At 58.9% G+C, this 17400-nt stretch carries 18 protein-coding genes and 2 pseudogenes; 2 read left to right on the forward strand and 18 right to left on the reverse strand.

The window, feature by feature from the left end; genetic code table 11:
* Window positions 1-1173: a glycosyltransferase family protein gene (locus NKI19_RS19000; protein WP_352467856.1), complete on the reverse strand. Its 1173-nt coding sequence runs from the start codon at window positions 1171-1173 to the stop codon at window positions 1-3.
* A 399-nt stretch (window positions 1174-1572) separates the two neighbouring features.
* Here NKI19_RS19000 and NKI19_RS19005 point away from each other — a divergent pair, with 399 nt between their 5' ends.
* Window positions 1573-2496: a glycoside hydrolase family protein gene (locus NKI19_RS19005; RefSeq protein WP_352566808.1), complete on the forward strand. Its 924-nt coding sequence runs from the start codon at window positions 1573-1575 to the stop codon at window positions 2494-2496.
* A 233-nt stretch (window positions 2497-2729) separates the two neighbouring features.
* Here the strand turns inward: NKI19_RS19005 and NKI19_RS19010 are convergent, their stop codons facing one another.
* The 6 genes from NKI19_RS19010 to NKI19_RS19035 form a co-directional block, all read right to left on the reverse strand.
* Window positions 2730-3656, reverse strand: coding sequence for an ArsR/SmtB family transcription factor (locus NKI19_RS19010; protein WP_352566810.1), 927 nt, complete (start codon window positions 3654-3656; stop codon window positions 2730-2732).
* Between the two features lie 554 nt (window positions 3657-4210).
* Window positions 4211-4417, reverse strand: a complete 207-nt coding sequence (locus tag NKI19_RS19015; protein WP_352951205.1) for an alpha/beta fold hydrolase — start codon at window positions 4415-4417, stop codon at window positions 4211-4213.
* Window positions 4418-4897: 480 nt separating this feature from the next.
* The gene (locus NKI19_RS19020; protein WP_352566814.1) at window positions 4898-5314 is read right to left on the reverse strand and encodes a TPR end-of-group domain-containing protein; all 417 of its coding nucleotides are present in this window, start codon (window positions 5312-5314) and stop codon (window positions 4898-4900) included.
* Between the two features lie 15 nt (window positions 5315-5329).
* Window positions 5330-5782 (reverse strand): YidB family protein, encoded by a 453-nt coding sequence (locus NKI19_RS19025; RefSeq protein WP_502899311.1) that lies wholly within the window; start codon window positions 5780-5782, stop codon window positions 5330-5332.
* A 354-nt stretch (window positions 5783-6136) separates the two neighbouring features.
* The gene (locus NKI19_RS19030) at window positions 6137-7006 is read right to left on the reverse strand and encodes an MBL fold metallo-hydrolase (protein WP_352467862.1); all 870 of its coding nucleotides are present in this window, start codon (window positions 7004-7006) and stop codon (window positions 6137-6139) included.
* A 1170-nt stretch (window positions 7007-8176) separates the two neighbouring features.
* On the reverse strand, window positions 8177-8491 hold the full coding sequence (locus NKI19_RS19035) for an alpha/beta fold hydrolase (RefSeq protein WP_352566816.1): 315 nt from the start codon (window positions 8489-8491) through the stop codon (window positions 8177-8179).
* Window positions 8492-8865: 374 nt separating this feature from the next.
* Here NKI19_RS19035 and NKI19_RS19040 point away from each other — a divergent pair, with 374 nt between their 5' ends.
* Window positions 8866-9504: a hypothetical protein gene (locus NKI19_RS19040; protein WP_352566818.1), complete on the forward strand. Its 639-nt coding sequence runs from the start codon at window positions 8866-8868 to the stop codon at window positions 9502-9504.
* Window positions 9505-9525: 21 nt separating this feature from the next.
* Here the strand turns inward: NKI19_RS19040 and NKI19_RS19045 are convergent, their stop codons facing one another.
* The 11 genes and pseudogenes from NKI19_RS19045 to NKI19_RS19095 all read right to left on the reverse strand — a co-directional run.
* Window positions 9526-10323 carry a PHP domain-containing protein gene (locus NKI19_RS19045; protein ID WP_352566820.1) on the reverse strand — a complete coding sequence of 266 codons (798 nt, stop codon included), beginning with the start codon at window positions 10321-10323 and terminating at the stop codon, window positions 9526-9528.
* 51 nt (window positions 10324-10374) lie between these two features.
* Window positions 10375-10581, reverse strand: a pseudogene (locus NKI19_RS19050) (DNA polymerase/3'-5' exonuclease PolX); the annotation flags it as partial.
* On the reverse strand, window positions 10575-11198 hold the full coding sequence (locus NKI19_RS19055; protein ID WP_352951208.1) for a helix-hairpin-helix domain-containing protein: 624 nt from the start codon (window positions 11196-11198) through the stop codon (window positions 10575-10577). The pseudogene NKI19_RS19050 and the gene NKI19_RS19055, both read right to left, overlap by 7 nt.
* A 95-nt stretch (window positions 11199-11293) precedes the next feature.
* Window positions 11294-13192, reverse strand: coding sequence for a DNA ligase D (ligD, locus tag NKI19_RS19060; protein WP_352566824.1), 1899 nt, complete (start codon window positions 13190-13192; stop codon window positions 11294-11296).
* Between the two features lie 539 nt (window positions 13193-13731).
* The gene (locus tag NKI19_RS19065; RefSeq protein WP_352566826.1) at window positions 13732-13971 is read right to left on the reverse strand and encodes a DUF982 domain-containing protein; all 240 of its coding nucleotides are present in this window, start codon (window positions 13969-13971) and stop codon (window positions 13732-13734) included.
* Between the two features lie 8 nt (window positions 13972-13979).
* Window positions 13980-14171: a DUF982 domain-containing protein gene (locus NKI19_RS19070; protein WP_352566856.1), complete on the reverse strand. Its 192-nt coding sequence runs from the start codon at window positions 14169-14171 to the stop codon at window positions 13980-13982.
* A gap of 542 nt (window positions 14172-14713) precedes the next feature.
* The gene (locus NKI19_RS19075; RefSeq protein ID WP_352566828.1) at window positions 14714-14968 is read right to left on the reverse strand and encodes a DUF982 domain-containing protein; all 255 of its coding nucleotides are present in this window, start codon (window positions 14966-14968) and stop codon (window positions 14714-14716) included.
* Between the two features lie 190 nt (window positions 14969-15158).
* Window positions 15159-15377, reverse strand: coding sequence for a hypothetical protein (locus NKI19_RS19080; protein WP_352566830.1), 219 nt, complete (start codon window positions 15375-15377; stop codon window positions 15159-15161).
* A 274-nt stretch (window positions 15378-15651) separates the two neighbouring features.
* The gene (locus tag NKI19_RS19085) at window positions 15652-15879 is read right to left on the reverse strand and encodes a hypothetical protein (protein ID WP_352566832.1); all 228 of its coding nucleotides are present in this window, start codon (window positions 15877-15879) and stop codon (window positions 15652-15654) included.
* Window positions 15880-16542: 663 nt separating this feature from the next.
* Complete coding sequence (locus NKI19_RS19090; RefSeq protein WP_023722969.1) at window positions 16543-16740, reverse strand: hypothetical protein; 198 nt, start codon at window positions 16738-16740, stop codon at window positions 16543-16545.
* 431 nt (window positions 16741-17171) lie between these two features.
* Window positions 17172-17370: pseudogene (locus tag NKI19_RS19095) on the reverse strand (transposase); the annotation flags it as partial.
* Window positions 17371-17400: the final 30 nt, after the last annotated feature.

The following is a 17400-nucleotide window of genomic DNA, read 5'->3' on the forward strand; positions in this document are numbered from 1 at the left end:
TCACGCCCTCCTCAGGAATGGGACGACGCTCTTCATCGCATGGGCGCGCTCGATGTGGGCAGCCATCGCGCTCCAGGTCTTCTCCCAGGACATGTCGGCGAGGTAGGCGTCGGCCTTCTTCACCAGGAAATCGCGGGGGTGGGCCAGGATCGAGCGAAGCTTGGCCTCGATGTCCTCCGCCTCGACAATCTCGACAAGGCCTTCGACGCCGTAGGTACGCACAACGTCGACGATCGCCGTGGACAACACCGGCAGTCCTGCCGCAAGAAACTCGGGAGTCTTGGTCGGGCTGATGTAGCGGGTCGCTTCGTTGAGCGCGAACGGCATCCAGCCGGCACTCCAATGCCTGAGATAGTTCGGCAGGTCTGCATAGGACTTGCCGCCCAGCCAATGCAGGTTGCCTGCCGTGGGAAGGCTCGCCCGATCGATCTTGACGACAGGGCCGAGCATGACAAAATGCACGTCTGGCATTGCCGCAGCCGCATGCGCGATAAGTTCAAGGTCGAGCCGTTCGTCGATGACCCCGAAGTACCCCACCCTCGGGTGAGGTATGTCGGCCTGATCGAACGGGTCTTCACCTGGCGCCCTAGCCTGATGGAAATGGGTAACGTCGATGCTGCTCGGGAAGGGAAAGATCGCCCGATGCAAGCTGCGCTTGGCCTCGTAGAGGCTCTGCCCGCCCGTGAAGACGACATCGGCACGTTGCAACAGCGCCTTTTCCAACTGCGTCAACTCTGCGGGAGCGTCTTTGAACGCGGAGAGTTCATCCATGCAGTCGTAGACGCAGACGTCACAGGCGAGATGATCGCTGAAGCGTAGCGCCATGGGCGTGTAATACCAGGTCGTCAATCGGTCATGCGGCGTGGAGGCGAGGATCTGATCGACGAACCTGCGCTGGATTGCGTCCGCCCTGGTCGCGGAAGTACCAACTGGGATCAGCGGCGTCACTATTCTGATCTTGGGGGTAATATTGTGCACCCGCATCGAAGGGTGGCGCCTCTCATCGAAGATCGGCTCTTCGAAGTAAATTAGCTGTTGCTGTTTTGACGCCAGGGTCAGAATGTGTTGTGGTCTCTGATATACGAAGTTCCATCGGAGGTGTGAAAAGCAAATTAAAATAGACGGTTGTACAGGGTTTTTTGGTGTTTTGGCCCGGCCCGCCGCCATTTCCATGTAGATTATCCTTCGATATAGTTACAAAATGCCTCGACTAACAAAAGTCAATCGAGGCAGCTTTGACATGAAGTTCGCAGCCTTCTATATAACTTCCATCCCGATAAGTTGTTCCATAGCTCCAAACTGTCTCGGGCGAGACCAGCCGTCCGCTCCACTTGCGACGGCTCGACAGAGAAGGGGCGAGCCGACCGCCCCCATTCGATCCACATGATGAAGCCCCTCGCGTCAGGTCGGGCTCCCCAAATGTGGCCCTTTGCCACAGAGCGGTTCAAATCCTTCAATCGTTCAACAACCGTTCATCAGCGGAGCTATAAATACGCTTGGAATCGATTCATCTGAGTCGCGCCGGTGGTTCATTTGAATGGAGACCGAGACGAATCGAGGGATGGCTGGCGAATGAAGATCGACTTTGAAACCAACGTCTTTCCATTGTTTCACCCGCAGGTTGTGGATGATCTGAAGGACCCTTGTCCGGTGTTCGACGGCACGCTCTGGCACGTCTTCGGCTCCAGCGGCACCGTCACAACAGAGAGCTGGAAAATCCTCCACGCCACAGCGCCGGATCTTTATGGACCCTGGACAGAGCACGAGGCGATCGTTTTGCCGGTAACCGGATCTGGCATTGCGGCGCCCGGCGTCATTCATGAGTGCGGCGTCTTCCACATGTTTATCCAGACCGAATTCATGAAGTCCGGCGGACGTTGCGAGCACGCGGTGTCCAATGACGGCTTTCATTGGGTGGTGCTCAATCCGGCGTTATTGTCGCTGCCCGACACCGATGAGGACGGCATCTACGATCCCCACCCCGCAATCGTCGGAGGCAAGCGCTATATCGTCTATTCAGGCATGCCCAAATTCACCAGGGTGCCCCAGCCTGATGTCTATCTGGCGCGCAGCCAATCCGATTCCTGGTTCGGGCCATGGAAACGTCTCGGCAAGATACTCGATCATCTCGACGTGCCACATCACAATGCGCGCGAGCACCCCGATTACGAATGGGGGATCGAAGGCGCGCAGCTCGTCGAGCTGCCGGACGGTCGTGTGCTTCTCAACGCCACCTGCTTCCTCCCCGAAGGTCCGCGCGGCAGCCGGCAGCGCGTCTTCTTCGCCATCGCCGATGACGTCAAGGGTCCCTACGTTTCCGTTGGCCCCGTTCTCGACCCTGGTGAGCCCGGCGAGAATGGCCATTCGACGGTGATGATCGACGGCCGGCAACTGACCTTGTTCTACCAGAGCAGGCGTGAGGCTACGAACCATCGCTGGCGGTTCGGGTTGGCTAAGTGTGACCTGGATCGGCATATACTTTCGAGAGTTGCCTAGATGGTAAGTTCCGGCATTTGCCGGAACGGAGGATGCTCTGGCTGTTGGTTGGTGGGACGGATCGCTTTGTACTGGTGATTGAGGGTAGCAGGGGATTCGCAGCCAGTGGGCAAAGCTTGCGACGAGGGATCTATACACGTCAGGCAAGCCGGTCGCCTCATGGACGGCGGTGCCAGCTGCAAGCCTAGCCTAGCAATGAACTGTAACTGAGCGCAGCAACGCGGCCAGTCGATTCACGCGGTTTTGATCCTGAGCAGGATGTCCTGATCGTAATTTCCAAAGCCCATGCCGAAAATGTTGATCCCGCCGGGGCGCTCGGCGTCGTCCTTGACGCCGATACGGACGCGGATTGAATGATGGCTCTTCAGATCGAGTGCGGCGAGGCCGGTTTCGGAAATCCTGACGCCGTCGACATAGGTGCCGTCCTTGGCAATTCGCCAGGTCTTCAGCTTGCCGTATTGCGAGCCCTTGAGCTTCCACCAGGAGGGCGTGAAGACGCCGCGCTTGTCGCCGAAATCTCCCGGTGACGTCCATGTGCCGACATCGACGCCATTGATCGTCAGCGTGATGTCCGAGGGCCAATCGGCGCTGGTGCCCGGCACCTCCGAAGACAGCTCTAACGCAACTTCGAGTCCGGTGATCTCGGCATTGGCGAGCTTGGCATTGTTGGGGAACTGGTATTCGACAAAACCGCGCGTGAACCATAGCAGACCGGCTTTCATGCGGTCCGGATCAAGGAAAGTGTTCGGCACATCGAGCAGACCGATGATGCCGTCCGGCGAACAAAGGCCGCAGGGCGCGGTAACCTCGAAGCCGGTGTAAAGCCCGATCGGCATCGACACTTCGATCGCGTCGTTCTTGACCTTACGATACTCACCCTTGAACACGATGAGCACTTTTTCGGCGGTCGGATAGCAGATTTTCTGGTTGCCTTTCTTCGCTTTCAGGCTCTCGGTGCGGATCAGCCCCGCATCCTCCAGCACCTGGATATTGGTCGAGACGGTTGACTGCGGAAGCGACAGCTCGGCGGCGATTTCGTTGACATTCATCGGCCCCTTCTCATGCAGCAGTTTCAGCATCGAGATCCGCGCCGAGGAGGCAAGCCCCTTGAGCACGGCAATTCCTTCCTCAGGTTCGATCACCAGAAAATTGCGACTCATGAAATCGCCAGTCTATGCTCGTGACAGAGGTTATGGCTTCGCTCATTGCAACGGCGCTGACCGAAACGCCGAGCCGTTGATTTGGTTACATTAAGCCCTCGACCGTCAGTATGCATCGCAAGCCGTACCCGCAAGGATGGTGCGACATGTCTACATTTGTTCTCCGACCGCCAGCTCCTTGTAGTGCGGGGGTGCTTGTCAGTCCGTGGCCTCGATTTGCAGACGACTAGATGCTGGCAGCCACAAAGAGAGGCAGAAGCCGAACACGGAATTGGGGCCGTTCCCCTGGCCAAATCCCCAAGATACGGGACCTCGACGTCGATGTTAGCCGAACCGGCGCGGATGGATGCACAGGATGCGGTTCGCTGAAGTGCGTGCCGCCGTGAAGTAAATCATCGGATTCGCCACCCGATAGAGTCGGGACGGGGTTCTACCTATTGCTTTTGAGCATGATCTTTTCCGAAAATCGCGATTCCACTTCTTCGGGATCGCGCCAGTGCCGGCCTCCTTCATGCTGGCCGCGGCAGCGACCCTGTCCACCATGGCGAGAACAGCTAGCGGTGCGGTGCGGTGTGGTGGACCATGTGGCCGGCCTGCGGGATGATATCGACAAACGAACTAGGAATCTCCGATTGTAGTCTAAGAGCCTCGGCTTTCGCATCGAACAACCGGTCGCCGGCCCCGGCAATAATGCCGGCAGGCATCAACAGATCATTGTAGCGGGTGAAGCGGCCGCCGGCCAGCGCGTCGGCCAGCATCAATCCCGATTCGGCCGCGATCGACCGCAGCTGTGAGGCCAGCTGGCGATGTCCTTTGCCGACGAAGCAAACCCCGCAGAGACGATGCCGGGGCGAAATACTTGCCCATGGCGAGCGGCCAGGTGAGCAGCACAAGCAGCGGCAGCAGCAAAATGTGCGGGAAAACACCACCGGCGACAGGCAAGGCCGGCAGCCCGCCAGTGCAAGGCCCAGGCGCGGCGGCAAGAACGGACCGATGAAGACTCCCGATCGAATCGTCGTCCGATCGAGCTCATCGACTCGCCCGCCTGCCATCGAACCCAAATCTCAGGCGCTGAGCGGCCGAGTAGCAGATGCGACTTCGCTGCTTCATGGCTCACACTCCATCTTTCAGACAGACTCGTGTGTTGCTGCGATCAGTTGAATCCGCCACCCAAACCGAACGCGGCTGCTAGGCAGGCCGAAGCTTGTGCAAGTACAGCTGTGCGTCACAAGCCAAGTGAACTAAGAAGCTGCACGAACCGCGGGTGATCGCGAATGGCGTCGAAATCGACTTCGTGACGGGATTCGTTCCAATAGGTTCTGACTCACGCTTCCTCCGACGGCTCTTTCCAGGTACCGCACCGCTTCCTCCACTTCCCCGAGCACGGAATACATGCAAGCGGCGTTGTACTGCGTCACGAAGTCGTCCGGATCGATCGCCAGCGCTCTGGCCAGCCAGGAACGCGCCTTCTTCCGCTCACCGATATACGCGAGCGAGGGCGCCGCGATGCAGCGGTGCCGCATTTTCAGGATGGCGGCCAGTTGCGCGTTCGGCGCGCTCGAAACAGATCCTTGGTTCGCGAGCGGATGAAGGCGATCGCGCAGGAGCGTCCCCCGGTGTAGAGTTGCCACCCTGGATCTCGCCTTGGCCGGCTGCATTCCTGGCTGTGTCCCCTAGGATACATTGTCGAGCAGGGTCGACTTATCCAAGCCATGTGTCGGCTCAGGCGGCCATTCACCATTCGGCGTCATCTCGTTGACTGTCTCGGGTAGATCCCGCGCAATCCTTTTGATTAGCTCCTCGCGCGAAAGACCCGTCTGCATCGAAATGGACGTGAGTGTACCTTCGTCCATTGCCGCTTGGACGTCCCTTGGCTCAATCGGTTGGTTTGGCCCGCTGCCAACCCACGAGTCGACCTTCGATCCTGCCCCCACCTCCCTGAACCGGTCGAGGATCTCACCAAGGTCAGCCCTCGACACGCCATTCGTTATCTGAGCCAGAATTCTGCGTTGCGGGTCGTTTGGGTTAAGATACCCCGCTCCCGGAATCAATTCACAGAGCTTGTCGCGGTTTTGGTATGCCAGAACGCCAAGCATCGCGATCGCCAATCTTCCCAGATTTGCCATTTGGTCTCCTCCACGGTTTTGGCCGATGAGCGAATCAAAGCCAAGTCTTGGCGGATGCCGACGCGTGTGGACTCGAACAACTTATTGCCGGTCGGCTCGCGGGCGGAGAGGACGCGTCCTTCGGGTACTCGTTTTCCATCTGACGTCTTCTCCTGACGCAGAACTTCGGGGCGCTTGGCCGCAGTCGCCCTGCGCCGATCGAGCGACCCTAACCCGGCGCCTCCCGGGTTTGTTCCGCTTGTCAGAGTTTGTCGCGACGATGGAAAGCGCGACCCGACGGGTAACTCTACCGGGTCGAGAGACAGAGTCTGCCCAACTTGATCATACTTCAGAACGACGGCGGCTCAGTTAGCCTCAGCTACCTAGGACTGCCGCCGGCTCGCGCACGAATTTCAATTTCGGCGGGACGGCGAACACCCTGAACCGCTCAGCCAGGCTGTCAAGAGCTTGACGCATGCCCACTCCCGCAGCAGCCGCACCGTGTCCACTGATGACCATGTGCGGGTTCAGGGCAGCCAGGTGCTTCACGGATCTTTCCGCCGCATCCCAGTCCGGCGTGAAGTAGCGCGGCGGACCGTGCATCTCAAGATCCTGAACGGCGACCTCATAGACTGACTCCTGACCGGTGGTGATGAAAGCGTCCCCTACGATCAGCGAGCGGTCCTCCTCGCGCCAGAGCGAGATATGCCCAGGAGCGTGCCCGGGTGTGTGTAGCCATCGCCATCCGGGCATTCCGGGGATCGATCCGTCGGCAGGTAGGAGTTCCAAACGGTTGCCAAGATCAATTGGCCCCCGTGGAAAAAGCGGCGAAAGCAGCGCCATCAGTCCACCCCCGACCCAGGGATCCGGTGGCGGATAGGACGCGGTTCCGTCCAGATAGGGGCGCTCGAGTGGATGCGCGAAGACAGGCACGTCCCACCTATTCGCGAGGTCTAGAACCGTTCCCACATGGTCGAAATGGCCGTGGGTCAGGATGATCGCGGCCGGCCGTGCGTTCGTGCCAAACCGCTTTTCCGCGACCGCAAGAATGCTGCCGCGGGACGTCGGCAACCCGGTATCGATCAGCATCCAGTTCCGATCTCCGCTGCCCGGTGCGCCGAAGAACACGACATTGACGATTGCTAGGCGCAAATAGCCCAAGTCCGGTGCGATGCTCCAAGCGCCGTCGCCACGATCCTCGCGCCTGGCGTGGTCGATCTCGGAAAGTCGAATCTGAACGGTCATGTGATCCCGTGCCTCTCTTGTTGCTGAGCAGCCGCTCGAGTCGATCGGCGGCGGTGGTATATCGCCCCGAACTTGGCACGGCCCTCCTTGTTCCTCCTTCGCCACCCAGCTCCGGACAGTCCACCACAGGAACAAAGGCTCGACCAAATCGGTTCGGCATTACCCGGTCGCGCCAGGACGAGCTGGACTGAGCAACGAAGATGGCGCGCCCCATTGGATGCGGTATTTCGCCAACGCGGTTCCCGGTCCTAACAAGGCGGCCGAGTTCGAAGCCGACTGCTGAAAGAAGACTTCGAATGAGCGAAGTGGGGCGTATGGACGAGCACCAGGTGGAGGCTCCGGTTCCGCAAGCTTCGCCTATGACTGGTCAAGTTGGGCGCCAATGGTCAAGGCGGCCCGATCGGCAGGTGTCCAGGTTATCTGGGACATCTTCCATTACGGATCTCCAGACCATGTCGATCAGCGATCGCTGCATTTCATCGATGCCTATGCCTCGTTCGCGGCAGAAGCCGTGAGCGTACAGCGTTCGATCGCCGGAACACCGCCTCTGTTGTGTCCCATCAACTAGATCTCCTTTTTCGCATGGGCTGTTGAGGTCGGCTATTTCCCGCGTGGGGCCGAACAAACGTGGATGGTTCAAGCGGCATCTCGTGAAGGCTGCCATCGCGGGTGTTCGTGCAATGCGGGAGATCGACCCCGCCTGCAGATTTGTCTGGGCCGAGCCCCTTATCCAAATCGCTCCTCGTGACCGGACCCGCAGCGAACGGGGTCGGGCCGAAAACGCCCGTCAGGGGCAGTTCGAAGCTTACGACATGTTGCTGGGCCGCGTCGAACCTGAGTTGGGCGGGAGCGAAGATGTTGTCGATGTCGTGGGCCTGAATTTCTAGCCGCCCAATCAATGGTAAATAAACGGGCCGACGATATCGATGGGACACCATGAGTACCGCGCTTTGTCGGAAATGTTGCTCGAGGTTGCTCATCGGTACGGTAAGCCGATGTTCATTGCCGAGACCGGCTCAGAGGGATCCGGCGGGCCGGCTTGGCTCCACTATGTATGCCGCGACGAGGTGCGTGCCGCTATGGGTGTCGGAGCATCGATTCGAGGGTATTTGCCTGTACCCGATAACGGCCTACCCGGGCTGGGACAATTCGCGTCATGCAGAGGTGGGGTTATTTTCGGCCATCCACCCGAATGGCACACGCCGCCTCCGTCAGCCCGTCGCGGACGAACTGGTGCATCAGCAAGATCTGTTCACGGCAAACCGGACGCGCTGATTGTGTTGCGACACACCGCAAGGGCGAGCACCGAAAACCAGGGCAAATTACGGTGTATTCCTCAGCCAAAATCGGCGCCACGCGATGCCAAGTGGCATGGGTGCGAGGATGACCGTGCAGCATCAGGAAGCGGTGGCCCCTTCCACCAACCCGCACTCTGAGCGTCGCTTCCGGAAGTTTGATCTGCTCCAGCGAGAAACCTTCAAACATGCAACTCCCTCCATTCGCAACATTTGCCAAACGTGTAAACGGAGAGGCAGTTCAATGTCGACTTCCGCGGGATCTGAACTTGCCTTGTATTCCGCGAAGAGGTCGTGAGCCGAACGGCGGCTTTAACTGGTCCCTCGGCAATAACCGGACGGACAGCAAACGGCCCCCAAAAAGCCGCCAGGCGGCGACGCGCCTGATATCGCACTTCGAGATCAACTCTGCCGTTTCCTGTTAGCCGAAGTTGCAAACGGCCCCGCTCACAATCGTGGTTGCGCCTTTGGGCATCGTGGTTCAGACCGCTGGCGGATTAGAACTCATGTTGGCTTTGCGATCGGCTCATCGCTGCCGACTATCGGGGACCTATATAAAGGGGCATGTCCACGCGCCGTAAAATCAATGCAACAGCGAAGCTGATTGGAGAGTGGCCTTTGACCCCGGCTGCAACGTTTGGATCGTCCGTCAGAGCGAGGGGTATTTTTCTCGAAATACGCGCCCGCCTTCCAACGGAGTTCAGGAAATTGCTCAATATCGAGTCCCGCGTGCTTACCCTGCGCATGTCTGAGGGCGCCGAGAACGATGTGCAGGTGGTATTCGGGATCGTATCCAAAGCACTGCAGAATATCGAAGACTTGCCCGTAATCCCTCGTGAAATCGAGGACATTCTGACGATCTCGACGGCCGAACGGCACCGCTGGTTGAAAGATGGTCGCTTGCAGAGCGCCGGGACGAAAACGGTGAAACTCCGCGGGCGGGCAAGGAACATCACCTTTCACGTGTTCGACCCTCAGCACGTGGAAGATGTGCTTGACCGCGACCTGGTTACGGTCTGGCGCGAACAGGACGCAGCGACAGCTGCAGAGAATAGGCGGCGAGCCGCTGGGAGGGCCGCTATGAAACGCGCTCAAAGAAGCGGTCGCGGAACTGCAGCTTCAGCTGGTTATGGGCCCGATGAGAACTCGCACTCCAGTTTGCGCGGCTGGGAAGATTTTGAGAATGACGGACTCCTGCGCTGATAGGGCGGGCGCACAAGCAGGTTAGGACGTTTGCCTGCGCAGTGCGAGATGCGCAAGGAGGGCCGTCAAACGCATCGCGTTCAGGACCCGCTTCGCAGGGACACCGCCCTTGCGCGCCATCTCGACACCCCAATGCATGTGATCGAGCTCGCGGATCGAATGAGCGTCCGGATTGATGCTGAAGATGCAGCCCTGATCGAGTGCCTTTTGATGCCAGCGCCAGTCGAGGTCGAGTCGCCACGGATGTGCGTTGATTTCGACGGCAACGCCGTATTTCGCACACGCTTTGAGGACCTTGTCGATGTCGAGATCATAACCGGGCCGGCGCAACAGCTGGCGACCGGTCATGTGCCCGATGATTGTCGTCCGAGGATTTCCGATCGCCTCAATGATACGCTCCGTCTGCTCTTTCTTCGGCAACTTGAAGCGGCTGTGCACGCTCGCGACGACGAAATCAAAGTGCTCCAAAATATGATTCGGGTAATCGAGCGAGCCATCAGCCAGGATGTCCGCCTCGATGCCCTTCAGTATGCGAAATTTTCCATTGTATGCCTTGTTCAGCCGGTCAGCTTCGCGGTGCTGTTCAGCAATCTCCTGCAACGAAAGGCCGCCTGCGTAGTGAGCGGACTGCGAATGATCGGCGACACCATAGTATTCGAAACCGCGCCTACGCGTGGCTTCAGCCATTGCCTCAAGCGTTTCGGTGCCATCGGATGCGGTCGTGTGAGAATGCAGGATGCCATGCAGATCTTCATCCCGAATGAGGGCGGGTAGCTTCTGCTTTGCCGCTCGCTCAATCTCGTCCCTGCCTTCGCGCAATTCAGGCTCGATAAACTGCAGGTCTAGAGCTTGGTAGATTTCTTCTTCTGTCGCTGACGCGATCAGCTTTCTCCCGCGATGAAGCCCGTCGGCGTTTAGGGTGAATCCCTTGTCGGCCGCGAACGTCTTCAGTTGCTCAAGGTGGTCTGCCGAACCGGTTGCTTCGAGCAGGTTCGCGCCAAAGTGCTTCCTGTCCGTGACAACAAGCCTGAGGGTCGTATCCTCGATTCCAGTCGACTTTCTGCCCTGCGCTACCAGGGCGAAGTCGGAAACGAGCTCGCAACCGCCCGGAAGTCACCTGCAATTTCGACGCGCGAAAACTCTGGATGCTGTTGCTTCACCGATATGATCGCATGTTCGAGAAGAGCGGCGGCCTTGTGCAGGTGAAGTTGCGTTTCGCCGCTTCGCACGATGGCCAGGTTCTGCAGGAGTTTTGTCTGAAGCGCGGCGCCGAGGCCTTCGACTGGGCGTATGCGGTCTTCTCTTGCTGCGGCCTCGAGCTCCGCCCGCGAGTTCACGCCGAGCGCCTGATGAAGCTTCAGTATCTTATCGGGACGAAGCCCGGGTATGGCAAACAGCTCCATCACGCCCGCTGGAACATCCTCGCGCAGCTTCTCAAGGCTTGGGTGCGTGCCGGTTTGGTAAAGCTTGGTCACGATGTCTGCGATCGCGTCACCGATCCCCGGGATCTTGGTGAGGGCGCCGGTGGCGATGATCCGATCAAGCGGCTGCGACAGCGCCATCAGACTGTCTGCCGCGCGCAAGTATGCCTTTGTGCGATAGGGATTGTCGCCGCGCATAGACGCCCGTTGCGCGTATTCCCTTAAAAGACTGGCGACGGTCCTAGGATCGATTTTTGCCATGGCTTCAGCCAAACGAGACCGATCTCCGCAGGTTCCAATGAGGCAAGGCCGTGAGCGCCGCGTTGCCCTTTGAATCCCGGCTTTACTGCCTCTTCCGGCGTCGGACGCTACAGATTGGGCAAGGATTGGTCAGCGCGACCCCATCCAGCCAGAGTTTTGGAGGCTGCGCGTTTCTTTAATTCAGGAGCATCGCCCACGTGGAAATGAGAGGGCCCATCTATTGTCTTCATCTCCGCCCACGTGATCGGTGCCGCGACAGGAGCGCCCGGACGTGATCTCGCGCTGTAAGGCATGATCGCGGTCGCCCCGCGCTGATTGCGTAGATAGTCCACAAAGATGCGACCCTTGCGGCGCGCCTTTGACAACACTGCCGTGAAATGGGCCGGATCGCTCCGGGCGACCGCCTGCGCCAGGCGAGACGCGAAGTCCTTCACCTCTGGCCACTCGGCGCCAGGGGTGAGCGGCGCGATGACGTGCACTCCTTTGCCTCCCGTCAGCATCGGGAAAGTCGTAAGTCCCAGCGATTTAAGGATAGCGCGGAACTGAAAGGCAGCGGCGCGGACGGCCTCAAAATCGAGGCCTTCATCGGGGTCGAGGTCGAACACGAGGCGGTCGGCCTTTTCGACATCCTCGATCCGAGCCCCCCATCCATGCAGCTCGATCGTTCCCATCTGGACGCAAGTCATCAGTCCGTCGGCATCGTCGACATAGAGATATGGTTCCTCGTGCCCGTCTTTCTCTGTGATGCCGACGTGGTGGACTTTGTCGCCAAAGCTGCCGGCGTCGTGTTTCTGGAAGAAGCACTTCTTCGCGCGGCCCTGTGGGCATCGAACCAGACTGATCGGCCGGCTGCCAACCCAAGGAAGCATGATCGCCGCGACCGCTGCGTAATGGTCGGCAAGCTGTCCCTTGGTGATGTTGGACTCCGGATAGATGACGCGGTCACGGTTACTTATCGCGATGGCGGTTGTCGCAGACGCGGCGAGATCGGCTGCATGACGTTCCGTCTCGAGCACGACCGCCTCCGGCTTCTTGTCTTCACGGAGACCAAGATAGCTCGGATGTCGTAACGTCCCTTCATTTGTCATTTCGGTGAAGGCAATCTCAGCGACCAGTTTCGGACGGAGCCAGTGTGCGCCGCGCACTTCGGCGCGTGGTGCGTCGACGGTGGCGGCCTTCTGCTCAAGCGGCGCCATGATCTTCAATAGACGAAGAAGTTCAGCGGTATCGAAGCCGGTGCCGACTTTCCCGGCGTAACGCAGCTTGCCGCCGTCATGAACGCCAAGGATCAAGGACCGAAACGCGCGGACCTTGTCGGACGGCGTCCAGCCGACAATCACAAATTCTTGCCGCCTGATGCATTTGATCTTCAGCCAGCTTGCGCCGCGGGCCGCCACATAACTCGAATCCGCGAGCTTTGAGATGACGCCCTCAAGGCCGGCTGCGCAGAAGCGATCGAGCAGCTCTTCTCCGCGGCCGAGGATATGGTCGGAGTAACGAAGGACCGGATTTTTCGCAGGCAAGATCGCCTCCAGCTTCGCCTTGCGCTCAACAAGAGGAAGCCTTGTCAGATCTTCGCCGTCGAGCTGCAGCAGATCGAACGCATAAAAGTCGATAGTCGCCGGGGCACCCTTCAATGCATTCTGAAGCGCCTGGAAGTTAGATCTTCCTTCCACATCGACAACCACGGCCTCGCCGTCAATCAGGGCTGAGCGCACCTTGAGCTTGCGAGCCTCGGAGAGGATCGAGGGAAAACGCCTAGACCAGTCCAGACCAGATCGTGTGTAGGCTCGCGCCTCGCCACCGCCGACGGCAACGAGAATACGATAGCCGTCGTATTTCATCTCATGGATCCAACGATCGCCAGCAGGGACCGTGTCCACGAGCGTTGCGAGTTGGACCGGCCGGAAAGCGGGCGGCGCCAAAGTGACCTCGTCACGAGCGGGCGACTTCGCTTGACAAGCGTTCGACCCATTGATTGCCTTCCGCGACGTTGGCTTGACCACTCTGACCTAAACCGTACTGAGAGGCGAAATAAGCGTTATTCGCGTCCAACGCGCGACTCCTTCTTTAGTTTCGCTGCAGGCCGTATTGAGCTTTTCGCGATCATTGCCGACCCGTTTGATTAGCGCCTCGGCCTGACGCCGTACTTCCTGCCTCCGGCCCTTCCATTCCTGATTTTCGCGCACAGCTCACAGGCAATAATCAAGAGCAGGAACGTGCCCTCAAATGCCGCCACAGCGTGTCCGGTTTCTGCCATCGGCTTTAGAAGCCTGACATTCCGGTTCCGGTCCCCTGTGCGTACGGTTTTGATCTTCTCGTCGAACCCCATGTTTCAATTGATGACTACTCGACGTGCCCCATTGACGCCAACTACCTCGCCCAGAGCAGCTCCGATGCCAGTTTCAAGAAGTGCAAAATGGCCCATGAATGCGCCAACCAGAGTGAATGCTCTCGTATCCGGGTCTATTTCGAGCAGCGCGGACTTGGTCAGCATTAGACAGCCTAACGGGTCCTTCCCAACATAGCCATGGGCACCGGCCTGCTACTCACGGAGCACCCCCTCCTCCTTGGCAGCAGCCTCGAAAGCCTGACGGACCTCTTCCGGAGTCACACGGTCCTGAAGGGCGTCGGCGCACAGTTGCACAGCCTTCCTCCACTTAGGTCCCATCTTGGTCCACTTCATGAGTTCCTCGGCGGCACCCTCGACGTTGTTGCTCCCGTAGCTGACCCCAGGTCGGTCGGTCCTGACGTACACAGGAGGGGAGAACCAATGGGTTGCCACGACAACTGCTACTCAGGGGAGAGATACATCTTGGCCTCCTTGGCGGCAGCCTCAAAGGCCTTTCGTATTATGTGGGGGTCAATCGAATCGCCCTCCAAGGCTGACAGGCAGAGGGTCACCGCCTTATGCCAGTGAGGCCCTCGCCGGGTCCACATCTTGAGCTGCTCAAGGGCTTCCTTCGCATTGTTGCAGCGTTGCAGCCATGCCTGACACCGGTTTCAGTCTTCACGAACACCGGAGCGACGAACCAGATGGGCGCCATGATACCTCCTACTCAGGGGAGAGATACACGTTGGCCTCCTTGGCAGCCGCCTCAAAGCTTCACGCACCTCATGGGGGACATCCTGCCCTCGAACGCGTCGACGCAGGATTGGACCGCCTTCGTCCACCTCGGGCCCTTTGTGTCCCATGCCAGGAGTTCCTCGGCGGCTCCCTCGACGTGGCTGACCCCATTGCGAATGCCCGGACGTTTCGTCTTCACGTAGACCGGGGGAGCGAACCAGAGGGGACCCATAAGAGGGAACTTAGAGCGGCAAGAGCCCGCCGACCAACCCCGCTTTAGCTGCAGCTAAGGGAACGATATAGGACCCTCGCGGGTTTAGAGGCGGCAGCGGGATTACTTCGTGGATGTGCAGCCGCTGTGGGGGGGTCCGTCGCCTCTCATCTCCATGCTTGGCGGCGGGCTCCTTTCGCGAAGGCGGTTTCAGTCTGAGACACCTAGAACCTTATACCGCAATCCAATTTAGCTGGTTGTCATTGGGGGGAGTAATGTCCCCTCCTCTTTTGCCGCAGCCAGGAATGCCTTGCGGGCCTCCTCAGCTTCCATCTCGTCGAAAATCACGGTCATGCAAACGCGCACCGCGAGGTCCCAACAAGGGCCACGCTTGGTCCACTTCATCAGCTCCTCGCCGGCTGCCTCGGCGTTGTTGACGTTGCGGATGATCCCGAGACGCTCGGTCTTGACCGGGACCGGAGGGTTGAACCAGTGGAGAGCCATACGTCACTCTTTGTCGGCCCTATCAAGTTCCTCCAGCAATTACCTTTGCTCAGCCGGCAGTTCCCGTTCTACAGGCAGATTTAGCACGTTGCGAAGGTAATTGCGGATTACCTCTAACTGTTGAAAATGGGAAAATAGCGCAGGACGGCGCGCTTTGTTGCGATGCCACAGTGACTGAAGTGGCTGACAGCTACTCGCCACAGTCGAAAGCCACGCAGAGGCCCATGGCAGTTGCTGCCTCGACGATCGCCTCGGTCAGTTCTTCATCGGAGGCCACCAAATAAGGCGCAGTCTCCCGCGTTTCGCGTAGTGCCGCTTTTATCGAGACCGTGTCGCCACGGTCCGCCCTGTTGAGGAGTACAGTGATTGCTTGCTCTAGAAGCGGACCGACCCTTCGCGCGACGCTCATCCAGCCCTCCCCAGGGACACGCCGAAGCGTACTCTACTCCCTACCTGAGCGGCATCAAGGCCATGTACGAATTGTACAAATTGGTACGGCGCTGGGCCGCGACAGTCAGGAATGTTTGTAGAATTTCTGTGGTGGGGATCGGACACCGGCTCGCGAAGACCCTCATGCTCCTCCACGATCCTATTGACGCGCCTCGAGCCGCCTTTCTCCCACAATCCCAGGTCGGTCTGTCCTGACGTACACCGCAGGCGAGAACCAATGGGTTGCCATGAGGCTATTCGCGAAGATCGAACCCGACGAACAGGCCAAAGGCTGGGGCAACATTGACAATAACCTCCACCAGCTCGCAGTCAGTTTCCGCCAGATGTGGCCCGTCTCGGCGCACCGCTGCGATAGTCTCTTTGACGGAGATGATTTGGCCGCGACGGGCTTGTAGGATCAGCTCGTGAACAAGGTGTTTGGCAGTCGCTTTGTCGGGTCGGCAGTTCGTCCAAACGTTCATACAAGGCCTCCCACCTCAGCGAGAACCCAAGGGGATATTCATTACCCTCTATCGGGAAAAATCAAGAAGAAATGTTTGGCGGAATTTCTGAGCGGGAACCAGAGAAAAAAGTACGGAGCGAGCCTCTGTACTCTTCCGCTTTGACGCTCAGTCAGCCCGCTAAGGGACTTCTTCCGTCGGCCCCTGTTTGGCCCGATCAATAGCCGCAAGTAATGACTGTAGGGTTGGCGGCAGTTCTGGTTCGACCTCCAGATTTAAGAACGTTTGTACGTGATGACGATAGCCTTCGGAACGGATCAGTTTCCGAAACGCTTCGGAGACAGACTGATGGTCTGCTTTGTTGCTCGTTGTCATGTTCGGGAAGTCCGTCCCAATCAGCCGCAACTCGCCCGCAACGAATGGGTTCCATCAGGAGGTCGGAATATTTGGTAGAAATTTCTGAGCGGGAGATCGGATAACTGGCTCGCGCGAAGACACCCCGTGCCCCCTTCGTTTGCCGCAGCATTAACCTCGCTCTTTGAACTGAAATTCGTGTCTATCTAGCGTCGGCGTTGCACATCGTGGACGTTGGAATGCTTCTGTCCAATGTTTGCTCACGCTGTGATGCCAACGGGCAGGCTCTTGCGGCAGGGTGCCGCAAGGCGAATGAAACGCCGGCCCAGTTCAACCCGCGCGACGTCCTTCAAAGCTGGGGGGATCGATCTTCACCAAGCGGTCTGCGGCCTCGACCGCAGTTCGTATCCTGCTGCACAGCGCGAGATTTTCCGCCAGCATTTCTTCAGTGCGTTGAAGCGCGAGCTCGGTCCGGTGGATGCGCTGCCTGGCATTGGCAACTTCCGATGTCAAAAGATCGGCCGCCATCCCGTGGCCGTGGGGTTCCATAGTGTCCATGGGTTTCTAATACATGGGGGGCGATATCGTTCCCTGAGGTCGGGCGAAACGGCGGGCCGCAGAAAAGGAGAATAAGCGCTCCCGGTTTGGCTATGGCGCTCGCCGGCGATGATGACGCGCTTGCGCGGTTGAGGCGGGACGATCGCGAGCATCCGGACGTAACCCGGTATTTCAAGCGGCTCGGCATCCCGCGACCCTGACCTGTTATCAAAAGTTATGGTCGCGGCGACTGTCTAAAATAGACATTAAGTAGATGTCGCGGCCCGACAGGGCTCCACACAAGAGCGAACCGTTGCTGCCTTGCGCATCGCCCTCTAGGCCGCCGGCGTCGAGTTCATCCCGGAGAACGGCAGCCGCGCCGGCGTGAGGCTCCGCAAACCTTAGGCCGTAGACTCGTTACTGCGCAGCCACACACCTGCTTTTCGCCATCGGACGAAGCGGTTGCAACAGGTGGTGCGCGGGCCATAGCGCTGAGGCAGGTCGCGCCATGGAGCACCGGAGCGCAGCACCCAGAAGATGGCCGTTCAGCACGCGCCGATCATCAACACGTGGCACACCTCTTGGCTTGTTGGGTAGACGCTTTATTCCATTGCTGACCATTGTCCAAAAGCGCTGTTAACCAAATTTTCT

The organism is Mesorhizobium sp. M0751 (genome assembly GCF_040320265.1).
Lineage (GTDB): Bacteria > Pseudomonadota > Alphaproteobacteria > Rhizobiales > Rhizobiaceae > Mesorhizobium.